The organism is Pontibacter aydingkolensis (assembly GCF_019443125.1).
GTDB classification, from domain to species: domain Bacteria; phylum Bacteroidota; class Bacteroidia; order Cytophagales; family Hymenobacteraceae; genus Pontibacter; species Pontibacter aydingkolensis.
On record NZ_JAHYXK010000008.1, the window covers coordinates 23826 to 42140 of the forward strand.

At 45.8% G+C, this 18315-nt stretch carries 14 protein-coding genes; 10 read left to right on the top strand and 4 right to left on the bottom strand.

The window, feature by feature from the left end:
• Positions 1 to 31 precede the first annotated feature (31 nt).
• Entirely contained in the window at positions 32 to 1426 is a 1395-nt protein-coding gene (lpdA, locus tag K0O23_RS11055) for a dihydrolipoyl dehydrogenase (RefSeq protein WP_219877486.1), read from the bottom strand.
• Positions 1427 to 1628: 202 nt separating this feature from the next.
• On the opposite strand from lpdA, the gene K0O23_RS11060 reads away from it, so the two are divergent.
• Positions 1629 to 2237 carry a tetratricopeptide repeat protein gene (locus K0O23_RS11060; protein ID WP_219877487.1) on the top strand — a complete coding sequence of 203 codons (609 nt, stop codon included), beginning with the start codon at positions 1629 to 1631 and terminating at the stop codon, positions 2235 to 2237.
• 382 nt (positions 2238 to 2619) lie between these two features.
• Here the strand turns inward: K0O23_RS11060 and K0O23_RS11065 are convergent, their stop codons facing one another.
• Positions 2620 to 3945 carry a peptidoglycan DD-metalloendopeptidase family protein gene (locus tag K0O23_RS11065; RefSeq protein WP_219877488.1) on the bottom strand — a complete coding sequence of 442 codons (1326 nt, stop codon included), beginning with the start codon at positions 3943 to 3945 and terminating at the stop codon, positions 2620 to 2622.
• A gap of 281 nt (positions 3946 to 4226) precedes the next feature.
• Here K0O23_RS11065 and fabG point away from each other — a divergent pair, with 281 nt between their 5' ends.
• The 6 genes from fabG (at position 4227) to K0O23_RS11095 (ending at position 9896) form a co-directional block, all read left to right on the top strand.
• The gene (gene fabG, locus K0O23_RS11070; protein ID WP_219877489.1) at positions 4227 to 4973 is read left to right on the top strand and encodes a 3-oxoacyl-[acyl-carrier-protein] reductase; all 747 of its coding nucleotides are present in this window, start codon (positions 4227 to 4229) and stop codon (positions 4971 to 4973) included.
• 137 nt (positions 4974 to 5110) lie between these two features.
• Positions 5111 to 5620, top strand: coding sequence for a hypothetical protein (locus K0O23_RS11075; RefSeq protein WP_219877490.1), 510 nt, complete (start codon positions 5111 to 5113; stop codon positions 5618 to 5620).
• Between the two features lie 21 nt (positions 5621 to 5641).
• Positions 5642 to 7720, top strand: a complete 2079-nt coding sequence (locus tag K0O23_RS11080; protein WP_219877491.1) for a vWA domain-containing protein — start codon at positions 5642 to 5644, stop codon at positions 7718 to 7720.
• A gap of 217 nt (positions 7721 to 7937) precedes the next feature.
• The gene (locus tag K0O23_RS11085; RefSeq protein WP_219877492.1) at positions 7938 to 8537 is read left to right on the top strand and encodes a GNAT family N-acetyltransferase; all 600 of its coding nucleotides are present in this window, start codon (positions 7938 to 7940) and stop codon (positions 8535 to 8537) included.
• A 25-nt stretch (positions 8538 to 8562) separates the two neighbouring features.
• Positions 8563 to 9243: a pseudouridine synthase gene (locus tag K0O23_RS11090; RefSeq protein WP_219877493.1), complete on the top strand. Its 681-nt coding sequence runs from the start codon at positions 8563 to 8565 to the stop codon at positions 9241 to 9243.
• A 71-nt stretch (positions 9244 to 9314) separates the two neighbouring features.
• On the top strand, positions 9315 to 9896 hold the full coding sequence (locus K0O23_RS11095) for a GNAT family N-acetyltransferase (RefSeq protein WP_219877494.1): 582 nt from the start codon (positions 9315 to 9317) through the stop codon (positions 9894 to 9896).
• On the opposite strand, the gene K0O23_RS11100 is transcribed toward K0O23_RS11095, so the two are convergent.
• Together K0O23_RS11100 and K0O23_RS11105 are read right to left on the bottom strand one after the other, a co-directional pair.
• Positions 9893 to 10498 (bottom strand): outer membrane beta-barrel protein, encoded by a 606-nt coding sequence (locus tag K0O23_RS11100; RefSeq protein WP_219877495.1) that lies wholly within the window; start codon positions 10496 to 10498, stop codon positions 9893 to 9895. The two genes, K0O23_RS11095 and K0O23_RS11100, sit on opposite strands and share 4 nt — an antisense overlap.
• 189 nt (positions 10499 to 10687) lie before the next feature.
• Positions 10688 to 11731: an AI-2E family transporter gene (locus K0O23_RS11105; RefSeq protein ID WP_219877496.1), complete on the bottom strand. Its 1044-nt coding sequence runs from the start codon at positions 11729 to 11731 to the stop codon at positions 10688 to 10690.
• Between the two features lie 104 nt (positions 11732 to 11835).
• On the opposite strand from K0O23_RS11105, the gene K0O23_RS11110 reads away from it, so the two are divergent.
• From K0O23_RS11110 to K0O23_RS11120, 3 genes are all read left to right on the top strand, one after another.
• Complete coding sequence (locus K0O23_RS11110) at positions 11836 to 13140, top strand: M20/M25/M40 family metallo-hydrolase (RefSeq protein WP_219877497.1); 1305 nt, start codon at positions 11836 to 11838, stop codon at positions 13138 to 13140.
• A 164-nt stretch (positions 13141 to 13304) separates the two neighbouring features.
• Complete coding sequence (locus K0O23_RS11115; protein ID WP_219877498.1) at positions 13305 to 14753, top strand: hypothetical protein; 1449 nt, start codon at positions 13305 to 13307, stop codon at positions 14751 to 14753.
• A gap of 189 nt (positions 14754 to 14942) precedes the next feature.
• Positions 14943 to 18248, top strand: a complete 3306-nt coding sequence (locus K0O23_RS11120) for an amidohydrolase family protein (RefSeq protein ID WP_246597052.1) — start codon at positions 14943 to 14945, stop codon at positions 18246 to 18248.
• Positions 18249 to 18315: the final 67 nt, after the last annotated feature.

Genomic DNA, 18315 nt, shown 5'->3' on the forward strand with positions numbered 1-18315 from the left:
TCCGCCGCTTTAAACAGTTGAATATTTTTAGTTACAAGTGGATCACCTCATCGTAAGCCGCTGCTGCTGCCTCCATGATAGCCTCGCTCATGGTTGGGTGCGGGTGCACAGACTTGATGATCTCGTGGCCGGTAGTCTCCAGTTTACGGGCAACTACTACTTCTGCGATCATCTCCGTTACGTTGGCACCGATCATGTGCGCGCCCAAGAACTCGCCATACTTCGCATCAAAGATTACCTTAACAAAACCATCTTTTGCTCCGGCAGCACTTGCCTTACCAGATGCAGAGAACGGGAACTTACCAACTTTGATCTCAAGGCCTTGCTCACGTGCAGCTTTCTCGGTTAAACCAACAGAGGCAATTTCAGGAGAGCAGTATGTACAGCCAGGTATGTTGCCGTAGTTTAACGGCTCCGGGTTGTGGCCTGCCATTTTCTCTACGCAGATAATACCTTCAGCAGAAGCAACGTGTGCCAGCGCCGGACCAGGAACAATGTCACCGATCGCATAAATGCCGTCAACGTTTGTTTTGTAGAACTCATCTACTACTAAACGGCCTTTCTCTACTTTAATGCCAAGTTCCTCAAGACCGATGTTCTCCAGGTTTGTCTGGATTCCAACTGCAGAAAGTACGATCTCGGCTTCAAGTGTAACTTCGCCTTTGGCAGTTTTTACTTTTGCTTTGCAGATGTCGCCGCTTGTGTCCACAGACTCCACAGAAGCGTCTGTCATAATGTCGATGCCGGCCTTTTTGAAAGACTTGGCTAACTGACGGGATACTTCTTCGTCCTCAACAGGAACAATATTTGGCAGGTACTCTACAATCGTTACCTTAGTACCCATAGCGTTGTAGAAGTAGGCAAACTCCACACCGATAGCACCAGAGCCTACTACGATCATGCTTTCTGGCTTCTTATCCAATGCCATAGCCTGGCGGTAACCAATGATCTTTTTACCATCGATTGGCAGGTTAGGAAGCTCACGTGAGCGGGCACCTGTTGCAATAATGATGTTAGTGGCCTCTACTGTATCTTTTTTACCGTCTGCGTCTGTTACTTCTATTTTACCTTTGGCTACTATTTTACCAGTGCCCATAATCGCATCGATCTTGTTTTTGCGGAACAGGAACTGGATGCCTTTGCTCATGCCGTCTGCCACACCGCGGCTACGCTTAACTACTGCGCTGAAGTCTACAGAAGCCTCTCCGATGTTGATACCGTAGTCAGATGCATGGTTGATGTATTCGAATACGTTTGCGCTCTTCAGCAATGCTTTTGTTGGGATACAGCCCCAGTTAAGGCAGATACCACCAAGCGACTCACGCTCGATAACACCTACTTTCATACCCAGCTGCGACGCACGAATAGCCGCCACATATCCGCCTGGGCCACTACCAAGCACTACTAAATCGTATTTTGATGCCATAATCTCTTAGTTAAAGTTGATGGACAAAATTAACGGATAATCCCAACTTAGCAAAACAGCTACAGCCATACTTGCCAATTGCACGATGCGAAGAAATGAATTGTACGATGAGGCGAAAAAGTCACAAAATGCAGAAATAGCTTTTAAGATTGTGCTGTAGTGCTGTTCTTTACATTTTGAAGTAAACTATTACCCCTGTTGCATGACGAGAACTTTACCTTTTATACTTTTAATTCTTCTCTCTTTTTCTGCGCTGGCCCAGAAGTCGGCTAAGGAATACTTTATAAGCGGAAATGATAAATTTAAGGCTGGTAAGTACACGGAGGCTATTAAATACTACAACGAGGTACTGAAACAGGAACCCAAGCATGCCCCTACCCTTACCAACCGCGGCGTAGCCAAAGACAGGCTACATGAGTACCGTGATGCGATTGATGATTTTACAAAGGCTATTGCTGCCGACCCAAAGTATACTGAAGCCTATTTAAGCCGTGGCCTCGCCAAGTATAATTTAAAAGACTACCGCAGCGCCTTGCTGGACTATAACAAGGGCATAGAATTAAACCCGAAAGATGCCAAAGCATACAATAACCGCGGCCTGGTACGCTACGGGCTTAAAGACTACAGCGGCGCCATTGCCGATTACTCTAAAGCTATTGAGCTAAGCCCAAAGTATGAAGAGGCTTTCTACAACCGTGGTGCCCCAAAGTATAACCTCGGCGATAAAACAGGTGCCTGCTCCGACTGGACTAAAGCAAAATCGCTGGGCCTGAAAGAAGCGGAGCCTTATTTGAAGAAGTACTGCCAATAGAGTCTAGTAGTTAAAGAGTTATAAAATGTAGAGACGCAATATTTTGCGTCTTTTTTTTGTCGCACTGTATCCAACCAGCCCTAACCCCTCCTTGTCTAAGGCGGGGAATTATGCTATTACTCTTGTTTAAGTATAAGCGCTGTAGCTTTTGCTTAACCTCCCTTCTACCAAGATCTTTCCAAGATGACAAAATGGGATGGCTTGAACTATGGTGAAGACTGTTGAGGCAGTAAGTAAAATTCCCCGCCTTGGATAAGGAGGGGTTAGGGGTGGTTGGACCTGGCAGCTGCTAGGATAGCAGGAGCTCAAATGCCATGAAAGTATAAAACCAGAAAAGGCGCTTATGCAGCGCCCTTCCCAAAGTATAAACTTAATTTATACTTTATGCATCCGTTGGCTCCTTACCTTTTTCAGAAGCCAGTAAAGCAGGTTTTGTATTGGTCATGTCAATCGCTTCCATCCTGCGCATAGTTTCCTCTTTTAAAGCTGTAAACGTTTCCATGTTTTTTTTCCGGATAGGATCTGCAGTAGGCAGTTTTACACGGAGTGCATCCACCTGGCGGCCATTTTTCCAGAAGCGGTAGCAAAGGTGCGGGCCAGTTGCTAAACCGGTGCTGCCAACATAGCCTATTGTCTGGCCTTGCTTTACACGTGCGCCGGCGCGAATGCCTTTTGCAAACTTAGACATGTGCAGGTATTGCGTAGTGTAGGTTTTGTTGTGCTTAATTTTAACATAGTATCCGTTTCCTCTTGTATAACGGGCCTCTAATACTTTTCCGTCGCCAACGGTGCGTATAGGTGTGCCGCGTGGCGCAGCAAAATCAGTACCCAGGTGTGCTTTGTAACGCTTCTGCACCGGGTGGAAACGGCGCTTAGAAAAACGTGAGCTTACGCGGCTATACTCCAGCGGCTCTTTCAGGAATGCTCTTTTAAGGCTCTGGCCTTTTTCGTCGTAATACCCCATGCCATTGCCTTGGTCGAACCCGATGGCGTATACTTCCTGCCCGTTATGCTCAAATACGGCAGACTTTAATTCCCCATAGCCAATGGTAGTGCCGTTTACTACTTTCTCATCATATATCAGCTTAAATTTATCGCCGGGCTGCAGGTGGTTCAGGTTAAGGCGCCAGCCATAGATATCGGCAAATTTATTTACCAGTTGTGCCGTACCACCAGCCTCTACCATCGATTCAAACAAAGAGCTTTTTATTTCACCGGCAAGAGTACGTTCTATTACTTCAATGTCGCGTTTGATATGGGTTACCGCAGTTTCGCCTCTCAGGTCGTAGATCACATACTCAATCGGGTTGGGCTCATAAATAAAGTAGTGTGCAGTCTGGGCAGAATCCAGTGAGTGAAGTATAGTGTAACTGCTTTTAGCTGCGATGCGGCGAACGTTGTATATTTTTTTTGCCTTTTGTGCCAGGGCGTGAACCTGTGTCGGGGAGATGTTATACTTGGTCAGTATCTCAGAAAGGTTCTCACCGCGCTTTACTTCATCTTCTACTGTACCCATCGTATCGGTAGGTATACCATAAACTACAGGGGCTGGGGCTTTCTCCGCTTTTACCAGGTTAATGTTAGGCTTTAACTCATTCTGACGAGCTAATACTTCATCTGAGCTTGGGGTTAGAAGCCGCGCTGCAATAATACAGAAGAGCAGGGCCAAAGCGAGCAGGGTGGCAAGTCCTTTACTACGTTTGTACATGACTAAAAAAATACCTTTGGTTGAAAAATCGTCACGAAAATAGGCTTAAACCGATAGAAATAAAAATCTACAACAACACAATAAGCAGATTATAAATATGTTACAATACATTTAGCAAAAGTCAATATAGCATTCCGGCAACTCATACCGGTTGTTCGAATTATATTACAGCTTCAATATGCATCTGGTAAGTGACTATTAACCATACTTCTGAGCCCCGCTTTCAGATAGATTTTAAAGTACCTTCGCAAAAAACATTTCTTTTTATAACTTTGGCCCCCATGAAAGCATTAGAAGGAAAAGTAGCCCTGGTAACGGGAGCATCAAAAGGAATAGGACGCGCCATTGCAGAGAAATTTGTAGAGGCTGGTGCCAAGGTAGCATTCACCTACCTGTCTAGCGTAGAAAAAGGCCAGGCCCTGGAGCAGGAGCTATCAGCTAACGGTGGCGTAGCAAAAGGCTACCGTTCTGATGCCTCTAACACAGCTCAGGCAGAGCAGCTGGTAGAGGATGTGGTAAAAGAGTTCGGCAAGATCGACATCGTTGTGAACAATGCCGGCATTACCCGCGACGGCCTGCTGATGCGCATGAACGAAGAGCAGTGGGATGCTGTGATAAATACCAACCTGAAATCTGTGTTCAACGTGACCAAGGCGGCCACCAAGCACATGATGCGTGCTAAAATTGGTTCTGTTATCAACATTACTTCTGTTGTAGGTATCAAAGGCAACGCAGGCCAGGCGAACTATGCAGCTTCTAAGGCTGGTATCATCGGCTTCACAAAATCTGTGGCGCTGGAGCTTGGCTCACGAAATATCCGTTGCAACGCTATTGCCCCTGGCTTTATCGAAACCGAAATGACTGGCGAGCTTGACCAGAAAGTAGTGGACGAGTGGAGAAAGGCAATTCCGTTGAAGCGTGGCGGCAGTCCTGAAGACGTAGCCAAGGCAGCAGTATTCCTGGCGTCTGATGAGTCGGCTTACATTACCGGCCAGACCCTACAGGTAGACGGCGGAATGCTAACCTAGTAATCAGAAAGTATGAATTGAATTTATACTTCGTAACTCAAAAGGCCAATGTTGCAGCGTATACGTTAGCAGCATTGGCCTTTTTGTTTTATATTTAGTCTTTATTGATCTATATACTACCCTGCTAAAAGTTAACAATGAAAACCCACACTATCGCGCACAGCCCTAAGTTCACCATATTCCTGAAATTCTGGCTTCTGATACTTTTTGTGATGCTGCTGATGGGTGCAATTTTCTATTTGTTTCTGAACCAGGGGGAGCCGTTAACGGACTATTTAAAGTCCTCCGGACTTATACTTTTTATCTTACCGCTGATAAATGGGATCATTGGTGCATTAAATGGTCGCACACATACGTTTACAATTACGGAGGTTGATGATACGGCCTATGTGGCTAACTGGGCAGTAGGTCTGTTGCAAAAGAATGGCATGCGCATTAAAAGTAAACATCAAAATCAGACAGTACTAGAGCCAACAAGCAGTTTTTTAAGATGGTTAGGTAACCGCTTCGGAACAGAAGAGGCAAGCATAAGCTTTACAGAAAACGAAGTAATCATTGCCGGTAATGGCAAATGCGTTGATGTTGTCGATACAAAAGTCAAGTTCGGACGGGTGGCTTTTCAGAATCAGCCGTACAATCACTCATAATTCAACACTATAAATTATACTTTGACCAGTTTCAGACTTATAACTACTTATTCTCCCTGGCTTATACTTGCCTGCCTGGCTGTGGGCTTGCTTTATGCCTGGCTGCTGTACAGCAAGCGCGCGCCCTGGCCTAAAAGTATAAACTATGCCCTGGCAGCGTTGCGTTTTGTGGTGGTGAGCTTTATCTGTTTCCTGCTTCTCGGCCCGCTGGTGCGTTATATATCCAATACTACTCAAGAGCCTACCATTGTTTTTGCGCTGGATAACTCCGAGTCGGTACAGCTTTTCTCAGACTCAACGCAGTTGCAACAGGCAGAGCAGGGTTTGCAAAGTATACTTGCCAGACTGCAGGATGCAGGCTACAAAACAGAGATCAGAACGCTTGCCAGCGAGCCGCAACAAAGTATAAGTGACTTGAATTATACTTCAGAAACTACCAACCTGAGTAACTTACTCAGCCAGGTGCAGGAAGAGTATACCGAGCAGAACCTGGCGGGTGTGGTGCTGCTATCTGATGGCATCGTAAACCAGGGCATGTCGCCTACTTACAGCAACTTTGGCTATACGTTATACCCTGTAGCCGTAGGAGATACCATTCCTAAAAAAGATGTGCTGATAGCCTCGCTGCGCTACAACAAGGTAAATTACAGTGGTAACCGTTTTCCGCTGGAGGTAGAATTGCAGCAGGAAGGCTTCGGAGGCAGACAGGCAAACGTTATACTTAAAGAGAACGGTAAAGCCATTGCTAACAAAACTGTAACGCTGCAGGCGAACCAGCCGGTGCAGCAGGTGCCTTTCCAAGTGCTGGCAGCTGGTTTAGGCAAGCGCCATTACGAGATAGAAGTACGGCCAATTCAGGGTGAGTTTACCACACTTAACAACACCAAGCACGCTTACATTGATGTAGTAAAAGGCAAGATAAAGATACTGGTTGCCGCAGCTGCCCCGCATCCTGATATCAAAGCCATACGCGCTGCCATTGAGTCGAACGAGAACTACGAAACCGAACTGTACATACCGGGCCTTACCCAACTAAAGCAACAAGATTACGATGTGGCAGTGCTCCACCAGCTGCCAGGGCGCGTTTCTGGTGGCGAGGCTGCGCTAAATTTAGTACGCCAGAAAGGTTTGCCAGCCCTGTACATACTTGGTCCGCAAAGCGACCTGAACGACTATAACCGCCTGAACGTGGGCCTGAACATCAGCAGTAACGGGCAAACCGACGAAGTAACACCCGTTGCCAACGCTAACTTTACCACCTTTAAATTACCAGAGGCTGCCACTGAGCGTTTATTACAGTATCCACCTGCCCGAGTTCCTTTTGGAGATGTGCGCGTTAACCCTAATACCGAGGTAGTGCTTTACCAGCAGGTGGGGCGTGTAAAAACCAACAAACCCATGCTGGCCGTGCAAACCTCCGGCGACAAGCGCAATGCCACTTTACTGGCATCTGGTATCTGGCAATGGCGCATTATGGAGAACGCCAATAACGAGCAGCCCGAAGTATACGACAAGCTCATCACAAACCTGATTCAGTTATTAAGTGCACCGCGCAATAAAAAGCGCCTGAATGTATATCCGGTTCAGACAGAGTATACCAGCTCCGACGATGTTCGTTTTAACGCCGAAGCCTACAACCAGGCGCTGGAACCGATCTATGGCCAGAACATTACGCTAAACATAAAAAACGATGATGGTGAAACCAGGAGATTTAACTTTGCCAACGGCGAAAACCAGGCCGGCGTAAACATCGGCAACTTAGCCGGGGGCCGTTACACTTATACTGCCTCTGCCAGAATTAACGGACAAATGCAGCAGGACAAAGGCAAGTTTGTAGTAGAAGAACTGCAACTGGAAGCCCTGAACTCTGTAGCCGACCATAACCTGCTTTACCAGTTGGCCAGCAACACCGGCTCTAAGCTATACTACCCAACCTCACTGCAGCAACTGGAGAAAGATATACTTAACGCTGATCATAAAGCTAAAATCTATAGTAACGAAGAACTAAAAGACCTTGTAGACATGAAATGGCTTTTTTTCCTGCTGTTGGGCTTTGTATGTGTAGAGTGGTTTATCAGAAAGTATAACGGTAGTTACTGATTTAATTGTTGTCGGTTAAATTGCTAAATTGCTTTACTTAAGATGCTCACAGGTTTGAAAGGCCCTGTAAGAACAGGCATCTGGTAAGAGCAATTGGCAGAATGTAGAGACGCAATTCGTTGCGACTTGCCAACAACGAAGCAACAAAGTATGAGCAGCCCAGTCAACAATTAACCATTCAGCAATTAAATAATCCAGCTACACAACCTCTAAAACTATGATTACTACTGACATCATCCCCACTCCTGCCATTTTCGAAACGGACCGGCTTTACTTGCGGGAGTATACTCCCAAAGTATGCCAGCAACTTTTTGCATCCTGTTCCGATGCAGAGATAACCGAGTTCCTGGGAATACAGTCTGAAAAAGAACTGGCTGAAGAAAAAGAGAATTTCAAGAAAGGGATATCTACCTGGTTTGTTTCCTTCCATAATTTTCATCTCCTCGATAAGCAGTCCGGAAAAGTGCTTGGCAGATGCGGCTACCACACCTGGATACCGAAGCACCGCAGGGCAGAACTAGGGTATCATCTTTTTCATGATAAAGATAAAGCCAAAGGCCTTATGACAGAAGCGCTCGGACCAATACTGGCGTATGGCTTTGAGCAGATGAACCTTTACCGCATAGAGGCATTACTTGCTGATTATAACATACCCTCGTACAAATTACTAAAACGCTACGGCTTTAAAGAAGAAGGCACAGTTCGGGGACATTACATTGTAAATAGTGTTAACGAAGATTCTCTTATGGTATCTTTGCTATTACCGGAGTATGAAGCGCTAAAAAGCAACTGGGGTTTGCAAGAGCAACCTTTATAAAACACAGTCCAAAAAAAATTATCCATTGAAGTATTATATCATCAACAAACCTTACGAGGTATTAACTCAGTTTACAGACGAAGCCGGCAGAGCAACGCTTAAAGATTATGTGCCGGTACCTAACATTTACCCCGTTGGCCGCTTAGACTACGACAGCGAAGGCATGGTACTGTTAACCGACGACAAAACCCTGCAGCACCGCCTCTCCGACCCGCAGTTTAAAGTGGAGAAAACCTATTGGGTGCAGGTAGAGGGTATACCATCAGATGATGCACTTACAAAACTACGATTGGGTGTATTGGTAAAAGGCACGAAAACATCCCCGGCCAAAGTACAGCTACTAGACGATGAGCCCGAAATCTGGGAACGCTCTACCCCTATCCGCTTCCGGAAAAACATACCTACTTCCTGGGTTGAGATAAAAATCTCGCAAGGCATGAACCGCCAGGTACGCCGCATGACAGCTGCTGTTGGCTACCCAACGCTTCGCCTGATAAGGCCGGCTATTGGTCCGCTTACACTAGGCAGTCTGCAACCCGGCGAGTACCGCGAACTTATGCCAGAAGAAATAACTCAGCTAAAAGGTATAGCAGAAAAAGCACCAAAGCCGGTTAGCGGAAGAAAGTCGGCTACATTTGGAAACAAGAGTAAAGGCAGTGGTAAAAAGCCGGGAAGCAAAGGTGGTTTCAGGAAGCAGATAAACTAGCATACCTTGATTAGGGCCTTTGCGTAAAACTTTGTTTACCTTGCATTTATACTTTGCAACTTGCTGATACTATGAAAACTAAAGCCCTGGCCATTGAGATACCTGTTTCAGAAGACCTAAAGCTCCGCGAAGTATCCATAAACGACGCACCTGCAATTTTCAGCCTGATTGACACGAACAGGGAATTCCTGCGCAAATGGCTTCCTTTTGTGGACTATAGCAAAGCTGTTTCAGACACGGAGGCCTTTATCAAATCAGTAACGGCAGAAGCCAATACAACGGACCTGGTTTTCGCGGTGCTGTACCAGGGGCAGCACGTGGGGGTTATCGGTTTTAAAAGTATAGACCTAGCCAACCTGAAACTGGAAATTGGCTACTGGCTTGCAGAAAATAAGCAGCATAATGGCATTATTACACGAAGTTGCGCTACATTGCTTAGGTATGCATTCGAGAAAATGCAGATGAACCGGGTGCAGATAAAAGTAGGCGTTTCTAACAAGCGCAGCAGCAGCATCCCCAAAAAACTACATTTTACCTTTGAGGGCATGGAACGCGACGGCGAATTACTGGCAAACGGGCAGTTTCACGACCTGGAAGTATACAGCCTGCTGAGAAGAGAGTGGGAACGAAAAGCAGATACCGCTGTACTTTAAAATCCGACACCTACATTAAGCGACACAGCTCTACCTTTGCTATCGGAGTCACTCCTGTTAAAAAAGTTGGTAAAGCCGTGATGGTATAGCAAATCAAGATTAACCATCCATAGCTCAAAGCCTACACCACCGTTTAAGGCAAACTGCGCATTTTTCACGTTTTTACGTGCTATATCCAGGTTATTATCTTTTACACTTACCGCATACGCAAAAGAAGGCCCCAACATAAACCGGATATTCGAAGCTATGAACCCATCATAGTCTGTACGATAGCCCAGGAAAACCGGAACCCTCAGGTAGCGAACCACCAATTTATCGCGCTCACCGGCTGTTGGTTGTTCCTCTGTTATCAGGTTTTGGGTATGGCTTACAAAGTTTAGCTCAGGTTGCACGAATATGTTATCCCCGATCCGGGCAAAAACGCCAAACTCAGAGCCCAAAGCGGCATCAGACTCCTGAACAAAATTATCGCTGCTCAGGAAAAACAGATTCAAGCCAGCCTTGGCACCCAGTTTAAGATTTGTCCTGTTTTCCTGCGCCTGCACACTTGTGGAAACAAGTATAAAAGCTAAGAAAAAAAGTATGGTGTAGAGTTTTTTCATGGCGATAAAGTATAAGTGTGATGAATTGCTTAACCTATACTTTATCAACATTTACAGTTAAGGCTTCGTTTGTAATTATAGTATAAAAAACGGGTAAGCTGCTTTTAATTTAGTGTAACCCACTAATCACCATGTGGCGCATATCATCACATCCAAAAACCATTGGTTAATAATAACTTAATTCAGATATCAATCATTCCCATTCCCAAGTAAAACTGATACCGCACGCATGGCTTCGTGTTTGTCTGCGATGAGCTTCAGGATAGCCAGGAACGGTATAAAGAGAATCATGCCGGATGCCCCCCAAAGTATGCCACCGGCCACTATTGCAAGCAGGGTAAACAACATGTTAACGCGCAGCCTGTAACTCACTGCCCACGGAAAAATAAGGTTTGCCTCGAGGTATTGCACCACTCCAAACACAATGATTACCCCAATAGGGTACCAGATGTTATCGTATGTCACCCAGGCAATGGCCATCGGAAGTATAGCGCCAATAGTAATGCCTACATAAGGTATAAATGTTAGGACAGAAGCCACAATCCCGAAGAAAACGGCATGCGGAATACCTAGCAGCAACAAACCGACACTATTAAGAACAGCCACTACCAGGTACACAATGGCCATGCCCTTTATAAAATTGTAGTACGTGGTGATGGTCTCCTGAAGTATAAGCCGTATTTTTTTCTGTTCATCTTTCCGGAAAAGCAAATAAAGCCCCTTGGCAAGCTGCTCCCGATAGTAAAGTATAAGTGCAATGTAAATAGGTATGAGCAACAGAAGCACCAGACTAACAGCAGAAGTATAAAGTACTCCCTGCGCCATGCCAAATGCTGACGAGGCTATATCAGAGGCCATACTTTCGAGCCATACTTTTTGTCTGTCGGTATCAATATTATAAGTGTGCTCTACGTGCGTGCTTAGTTTGTCCCAGGTGTCAATTAGTTTGGCTTCTACGCCAGGCCACTCTTTTGCAAAGCTCACCATTTGCCGTACTAACAGCCAAACCAGCAGGCCTATAACGATGAGGAGCAGCAACAGGCAGAATGCTATAGCAGCCCAACGGGGCAACTTTTTTTGCTCAAGCCATTTACAGACCGGGTAAAGTATAAAGCTAATGAGCAGGGCGAAGCTAAGGGGCACAAACAGGTTGCGTCCAAAGTATAACAAGACTGCTATCAGCACACTACTTAACAGCAATTTTAACCAGTTAACTTTGGATTGGGTATCCATAAAAATCAGGTATATTAGAGTTTTTAAATAAGATACTTACACTACTTAATCAGCCACAAGCTACTACACCTGAAACTACACAAAATCTTCAAATCTTATCTCCTATGACTAAAGTTAAAATTACTGCGCTTGCTTTGGCCGCCTTATGCTGGGGTGGAATGGCACAGGCACAAAAACTAAAGGGTATCGATGAGCCCGAGGTTACGCGCCTGATCAGAACTTTGAGCGCCGATGACATGCAGGGCCGTGCCTCTTTTACGCCCGGAGGCGAGAAAGCGGCTGATTTTATCTCCAGTGAATTTGAGAAAACAAAGTTAAAGCCCCTGCCAGGAGAAGTTGACTTTAAGCAAACGTTTAAGATTTATCACTTAACCCCCTCCACAATTAAGGCAACGCTTAACGGCGAAACACTACCCGCTGATAAGCTGTTTGCCAGAACTAACTACCAAAGTATAAACTGGACGCAGGCCGGTGACGCTGAGATAGTCACCATCTCCGAAAGCGACGACTTCAGGAAAGCGTTTACCGAGGTAAATAAATTAGAGAAAAACACGCTGGTACTGGTGCATCCCAAACATGAGAAAATGTTTGAGGCTTACCGCCAGCACCTGAGCAGGGGCTCGGTGTTAAAAGAAACAGGCAATGGCTACAGCAGGGTATTTGCACTAACCGGGCTAAGCACAGCCTCCGACTTTACTGTGGAAGCTGAAAACAAAATTGACGGTAAGAAGCTAACTAACGTGGGTGGCATGATAGAGGGAAAGCGCAAAAGTGAGTTTGTCGTTTTCTCTGGCCACTACGACCACATCGGTATTCAAAAACCAATAGACGGCGACAGCATCGCCAACGGCGCCGACGATGACGCCTCGGGAATAACAGCTATGATGATGTTAGCAAAACATTATAAAAAGCACGGCAAGTCGGAGCGCAGCATTTTGTTTGTGGCCTTTGCGGCAGAAGAGATTGGAGGCTATGGCTCCAGGCACTTTTCTGAGCAGCTTAACCCGGATGAGATTGTAGCCATGTTTAACATAGAAATGGTGGGCAAGCCGTCTAAGTTTGGCCCTAATAGTGCTTACCTGACTGGCTTTGAAAGATCTGACCTTGGTAAACTGATGCAGCACAACCTACAGGGAACCACGTATAGCCTGCACCCGGACCCATATCCGGAGCAGAACCTGTTTTACCGCTCTGATAATGCCACACTGGCCCGTTTAGGGGTGCCGGCTCATACTATCTCATCGGTTCAGATAGATAAGGATAAAACTTACCATACAGTAAATGATGAGTTTGAGATGTTAGATATGCCCCACATGACAAGTATGATCAAAGCCATTGCGATAGCCTCTAAGGGTGTTGTAAGCGGTAAAGAAACTCCGACAAGGGTAGACAAATCTCAGGTACAATAATTAACACAACAAATTCTATACTATAAAAATAGGCGCCTTTAAGCGCCTATTTTTTTTATAAATACATGTAAATAAACCACTTACATTTTATCTAATAAATCAATTCTGAACCATTGATCCATACTCTGTCTCCTTATACTCGTACAATAATAAGGAAACGTAAAATGAAATTATATATAGTATATATATTACTCCTCCTTTGCGCAACACCTGTTAATTCTCAAGAACCTCAGTTTGTATGGGGCAATAAAATAAACCGGGAATTTGGTAAGATCGAGAATATGGAAATAATCGGTGTTGACGATGATGGCTTTTTTTCAACATATGAAGTAGAAGGCCAAATCTCGCTGGAACACTACAACCCAGAAAGCAAACGCTTCTGGGCTACTGCCCTCCTTCCCAAAACTCCTGAAGGTAAAAACGCCACTTTCCAATGCGTACAAATGCTTAAGGGCAACCTGTATATGATATCAAGCAGCGAAAGTAACGGCAAAACGCAGGTTTATGCACAGGAGATCAACCATAACGGCAACTATACTACTGAAATCATTCAAATTGTACAGGATGCTTCTGGCAGTAACATACACATGGCCAAATCACCTGATCAGAACGCAATCTCTATTGTAGTATCTGACGGGCCTGGCATGCTTGTAACTGTTACCCTGCTCACCGCTAAACTTAATACCCGCTGGACACAATCAATCACCTCGGATGGAGAAGTGCAAGAGTTACTTGTAAAGCAAGACGGCACCACTTATGTACTTATCAGGTCTACGGCAGCAGCGCCTTCTACTTCTGCTTTTTACCTGCATCAACTGCTTGGCAAAGCAGGATCACATTCCAAAATAGAACTGGGGCACACAAATTACCGCCCACTTAAAGCTAAGCTTGCTGTTACGCCTAAGGGGCATGTTATTGTTAGTGGCTATGTGTCTCCGTCTAATTCAGTCGCAAGTCATCATCCCGAACCTGTGGGAACGTTTCTGTACCGGGTAGAGAAGCATAATCTACAGGACCGGTTCGCTGTTTATACGCCGTTTAACAAAAAATTTGTAAGAGATTATAAACGCTTTAAACCCGATAACGACAACAGCCAGCGCCTGCGCAACCTGCAACTGGATAAAATAATACCGCTACAGGACGGCAGCATTTATTTACTCGGAGAAGTATGTGAAGACGAAAACAGGGCCGGTACTTTTGTTTACCATAACAACGACATAATTATAACACGCCTGCACCGGAATGGATCGCCTGTTTTTACCACAAGCGTAACAAAATTGCAAAGCGGAACAAACAAGCAAAATACTATACGCTCATACTTTGCCACTACTGTGGGTGATACGCTTAAAATCATTTACCTTAACTTTGACCATAACAGGACTTTTGAAGACAAAATAGCAATGTACAGTCCCAGGTCTTCTTTTAAAACGCCAGTTCTGTTAACGATAGGTCCCAATGGCGATCAAAAAGTAAAACTGTTACACAATACCCAAACTGGTCAGGACCAGGGATTCTATCTTCGTCCCTGCTCAGCGTATAAGGTTAAAGGCTCTGAGTATATCATAATAGGCATGGGACCGAAATTTTACAGGTATGGCAGCATGATTTTATAGAATTTCATACTTTAGCCATTCCTATATACCTGGCTTCCAAAGCCTAACCAAAACTCTTCACACATAAATTTAAAAAACAAAAAAGCCCAAGCCTCAGGTATAAATCATACTTTATCCATAAAATCATCTTTAATCTGTAGTCAAATGCTTAACTTTGAGTAACTACTAACCAATCAATTTCACCCTACCATGAATAAACGTACTTATCTAAGTATGTTCCTGGCTGCTGCACTTGCTTTACCCTTAAGCACAGCAATAGCCCAAGCCCAGGACAAAAAAGATGACAAAAAGTGGAAAGTGGACGCGGCCCACAGCACCGAAAAAGAAATAACCCTAACCACCGACGAAGGCACCTGGATGAGCCTGGACGTAAGTCCGGATGGCAAAGAAATCGTGTTTGACATGCTCGGCGACATCTACATCATGCCGATTTCGGGTGGCAAGGCTAAGCTATTACGCACCGGACGTCCTTACGAAGTGCAGCCTCGTTTCAGTCCGGATGGTCAGTTTATCTCCTTTACCTCTGATGCAGGTGGCGGCGACAACATCTGGATAATGAAGCGTGACGGCTCTGATGCAAAGCAGATAACTAACGAGAATTTCAGATTACTAAACAATGCTGTCTGGACGCCGGACGGCCAGTATTTGATCGCGCGCAAGCACTTTACCAACACCCGCTCGTTGGGTGCCGGTGAGATGTGGATGTACCATCGCTCAGGTGGCGCAGGCGTTCAGTTAACAAAGCGCAAAAACGACCAGCAGGATGCCGGTGAGCCATTTGTATCGCCAGACGGCAAGTATGTATATTACTCTGAAGACATGAGCGGTGGCTCTACGTTTGAGTACAACAAAGACCCGAACGGCCAGATCTATGTTATCCGCAGAGTGGACCGTAACACAGGAGAAATTGAGAATATCGTAACCGGAAACGGTGGCTCTGTTCGTCCAACTATCTCCCGCGATGGTAAGTATATTGCCTTTGTGCGTCGTGTAAGAACTAAATCTGTACTTTTTGTGCAGGACCTTAAAACCGGCGAGCAGTGGCCTTTAACTGATAACCTGAGCAAAGATCAGCAGGAATCATGGGCTATCTTCGGTGTATATCCGTCCTTCTCCTGGACCCCGGACAATAAAAGTATAGTTTACTGGGCTCAAGGTAAAATCAATAAGATAGATGTTGCCAACCAGAAGGTAACCAACATCCCTTTCGAGGCTACTGCTACGCATTATATCGCTGATGTAGTTCGCCACGATTTCAGCAAGAACGGTGGTGTTTCTCCGAAAGAGTTTACAGCCAAAGCAATCCGCCATGCTGTAACGTCTCCGGATGGAAAGATTTTAGTGTTCAACGCTGCCGGACATATCTATAAAAAAGAGTTACCAAACGGCAAACCGGAGCGCATTACGAAAGGTGCTGATTTCGAGTTTTATCCATCCTTCTCACCTGATGGTAAGCACATCGTTTATTCAACCTGGAACGACGACAACTATAGTGCCCTGATGAAGCTGGACATTCGTAAGAAGAACGCCAAACCAACAAAGCTTACATCTGAGAAAGGTTTCTATACCAATGCATCATTCTCGCCAAACGGTAAGTTTATCGTTTACAACAAAGAAGGCGGCAATAACCACATGGGTTATGCGCATGGCAACGAGCGCGGTATTTACTACATGACCTCAGAAGGAAAGAATCCTACTTTCGTGCAGAAAAACGGTTCTTCGCCACAATTCAACGCTACATCAGATCGTATTTTCTTTACGGGTTACGAAGGCGGTAAAGTGGCTTTCAAAAGTGTTGCCCTGAACGGCAAAGAAGAGCAGACACACTATACATCAAAGTATACCGATCAGTTCTACCCAAGTCCCGATAATAAGTGGCTGGCGTTTGTGGAGCTGTTCAACGGTTATGTAGTTCCGTTTACTGCTAACGGTTCAGGTATGGAGCTAAGCGCAGAAACTAAGGCTGTTCCGGTTGCTAGGTTTACCCGCGACGCCGGTACCAGCATCCATTGGTCTGCCGACAGCAAGAAAGTAAACTGGGTACTGGGGGATGAGTATTTCTCAAACGACATCAAAAACCGCTTTGCATTTGTAGAAGGTGCTCCGGATAAACTTCCTGCTATTGATACCACTGGTACAAAGATCGGCCTGGTGCTGAAAACAGATACGCCAGAAGGTAAAGTAGCTTTCACGAACGCACGCATCATTACCATGAAAGGCGACGAAGTAATTGAAGGCGGAACGATTGTGGTAGAAGGCAACCGTATTGTGGCTGTTGGCAAAGGCGTAACTATACCAAAAGATGCTAAAGTAATCGATGCTGCCGGCAAAACGATTATGCCTGGTTTAGTGGACGTACACGCGCACCTGGGCACGTTCCGTAATGGCATGAGCCCACAGAAGCAATGGTCATACTTTGCCAACCTGGCTTATGGCGTAACTACTACCCACGACCCGTCCTCTACTACCGAAATGGTGTTCAGCCAGTCTGAAGCCGTGAAAGCCGGTGCTATGGTTGGTCCGCGAATTTACTCTACAGGTACCATTCTTTACGGTGCCGATGGTAACTTTAAAGCCGTGATCAACAACCTGGACGATGCCCGTTCGCACCTGCGCCGCATAAAAGCTGTTGGTGGTTTCTCGGTGAAGAGCTACAACCAGCCACGCCGTGAGCAGCGCCAGCAGGTAATTCAGGCTGCCCGCGAACTGGACATGACGGTGGTGCCTGAAGGTGGTTCTACGTTCTTCCATAACATGAGCATGATTCTGGACGGCCACTCTGGCATTGAGCACAACATACCTGTTGCGCCACTTTACAAAGATGTGGTGGAAGTATGGAAGGCTTCAGAAACCGGTTACACGCCTACCCTGATCGTGAACTATGGCGGTAACTCCGGCGAGTACTACTGGTACCAAAAGACCAACGCCTGGGACAAAGAGCGCCTTCTTAAATTTACGCCACGTTCTGTGATTGATGGTCGCTCTCGCCGCGTTACCTTAGTGCCTGACGAAGAATATGACAATGGCCACGTGTTAACTTCAGAGTCTTGTAAGATACTGACAGATGCCGGCGTGAAAGTAAACCTAGGTGCACACGGACAGCTACAAGGCTTAGGCGCACACTGGGAACTATGGATGCTGCAGCAAGGTGGTATGACAAACCTGGAGGCGCTTCGTGCCGCTACCTTAAACGGTGCCGAGTACATTGGTATGGGCAAAGAAATTGGCTCACTAGAAGCCGGCAAACTTGCCGACCTGATCGTACTGGACCAGAACCCACTAGAGAACATCCAGAACACCGAGCACGTGAAGTATACGATGGTAAATGGCCGCCTGTACGATGCCGCTACGATGGCAGAAATGGGTAACTATAACACCAAGCCAGGCAAGTTCTGGTGGGAAAACAGCCGCACCGCTACTGCCTTTGATTGGCACGAAGGCACCGACACCCGCTTTGAAGGTATTGCCGGTGAGCACTGCACTTGCCGCCACTAATAATTTAGAAGTATAAAGTATATTAAAGCGGCTGCCCCATCGGAGCAGCCGCTTTTTTGTTTTTATA

Excerpts from the sequence above, each read along its gene's own strand:
- lpdA (WP_219877486.1), bottom strand. The coding sequence starts at position 1,426 with ATGGCATCAAAATACGATTTAGTAGTGCTTGGTAGTGGCCCAGGCGGA.
- K0O23_RS11060 (WP_219877487.1), top strand. The coding sequence starts at position 1,629 with ATGACGAGAACTTTACCTTTTATACTTTTAATTCTTCTCTCTTTTTCT.
- K0O23_RS11065 (WP_219877488.1), bottom strand. The coding sequence starts at position 3,945 with ATGTACAAACGTAGTAAAGGACTTGCCACCCTGCTCGCTTTGGCCCTG.
- fabG (WP_219877489.1), top strand. The coding sequence starts at position 4,227 with ATGAAAGCATTAGAAGGAAAAGTAGCCCTGGTAACGGGAGCATCAAAA.
- K0O23_RS11075 (WP_219877490.1), top strand. The coding sequence starts at position 5,111 with ATGAAAACCCACACTATCGCGCACAGCCCTAAGTTCACCATATTCCTG.
- K0O23_RS11085 (WP_219877492.1), top strand. The coding sequence starts at position 7,938 with ATGATTACTACTGACATCATCCCCACTCCTGCCATTTTCGAAACGGAC.
- K0O23_RS11095 (WP_219877494.1), top strand. The coding sequence starts at position 9,315 with ATGAAAACTAAAGCCCTGGCCATTGAGATACCTGTTTCAGAAGACCTA.
- K0O23_RS11100 (WP_219877495.1), bottom strand. The coding sequence starts at position 10,498 with ATGAAAAAACTCTACACCATACTTTTTTTCTTAGCTTTTATACTTGTT.
- K0O23_RS11105 (WP_219877496.1), bottom strand. The coding sequence starts at position 11,731 with ATGGATACCCAATCCAAAGTTAACTGGTTAAAATTGCTGTTAAGTAGT.
- K0O23_RS11110 (WP_219877497.1), top strand. The coding sequence starts at position 11,836 with ATGACTAAAGTTAAAATTACTGCGCTTGCTTTGGCCGCCTTATGCTGG.
- K0O23_RS11115 (WP_219877498.1), top strand. The coding sequence starts at position 13,305 with ATGAAATTATATATAGTATATATATTACTCCTCCTTTGCGCAACACCT.
- K0O23_RS11120 (WP_246597052.1), top strand. The coding sequence starts at position 14,943 with ATGAATAAACGTACTTATCTAAGTATGTTCCTGGCTGCTGCACTTGCT.